This window comes from Rhizobacter sp. P2_H2 (genome assembly GCF_056403375.1).
Genome location: NZ_JBFUFP010001513.1, coordinates 1 through 985 on the forward strand (window position 1 = coordinate 1; position 985 = coordinate 985).

Genomic DNA, 985 nt, shown 5'->3' on the forward strand with positions numbered 1-985 from the left:
ACGCGCGTGCGGCCCTGCGCTGCCGCCGATTCGGGCTCGGCGCGCGCCAGCGTCAGCAGCTGGTTGATCAGGTGCGCGCTGCGTGTCGCGCTCTCGTGCACGCGGCGCAGCCGCGCCTGCAGCGCCGGGTTGTCGGTCTCGGTCAGCGCGAGCTCGGTCTGGCTCTTCAAGCCGGCCAGCGGCGTGCGCAACTGGTGCGCCGCATCGCTGATGAAGCGCTTCTGCACCGACACGTTCTCATGCACCTGGGCCAGCAGGCTGTTCAGCGCCTTCACCAGCGCACGCACTTCCTCGGGCGCGGCCTCCAGCTTGATCGGCGCCAGGTCGTTCGGCGCGCGGTCTTCCACCTCGGCGCGCAGCCGGGCCAGCGGTGCGAGGCCGGTGCGGATGCCGCCCCAGACGATCACCGACATCAGCGCCACCAGCCCCGACAGCGGCAGCGCGGTGTCGACCAGGATCTGGCGCGCGAGCTCCTCGCCGCTCGCGCGGCTGCGCGCCACCTGCACCAGCATGCGCTGCGGCGCGGTCTCGTCGCCGAACGACAGGTACATCGCCGCGACGCGGATGCCCAGCTGGTTCGACTTCTCCTTCATGCTGCCGTTGTAGAAGTAGGTCTCGCCGAGGCGCGCGTCGGTGACGGGCGGCGGCGGCAGCTTGTTGTTGCCGAGGATGAACTCGCCGGGCGGCGTRCTGACCATGTAGTAGACGCGGTCGTCCGGGTCGGCCTCGATGATGTCCTGTGCGGCGCGCGGGAAATCGATGAACAGGCCGTTGCCGATCGGCTTGACCTGGCGCGCGAGCGCGCGGGTTGCGGTCTTCAGCGCGGCGTCGATCGCGCGGTTGGCATAGCGGTCGGCGACGTTGTAGGTCACGTAGGCGGCGGCCAGCCACAGCACTAGCTGCGGCAGCAGCAGCCACAGCAGCAGGTGACGGTGCAGCGAGCGGGTGCCCGGCGTCACGCCGGGCATGCGGCGCAGGGCCAGCT

1 protein-coding gene is annotated in these 985 nt (G+C 71.0%); it reads right to left on the minus strand.

What is annotated here, in order from left to right; all coding sequences use genetic code 11:
* Window positions 1–983 (minus strand): sensor histidine kinase N-terminal domain-containing protein (locus tag AC1D15_RS34360; RefSeq protein WP_477829594.1); only part of this gene is annotated, 983 nt, incomplete at its 3' end.
* Window positions 984–985 lie beyond the last annotated feature (2 nt).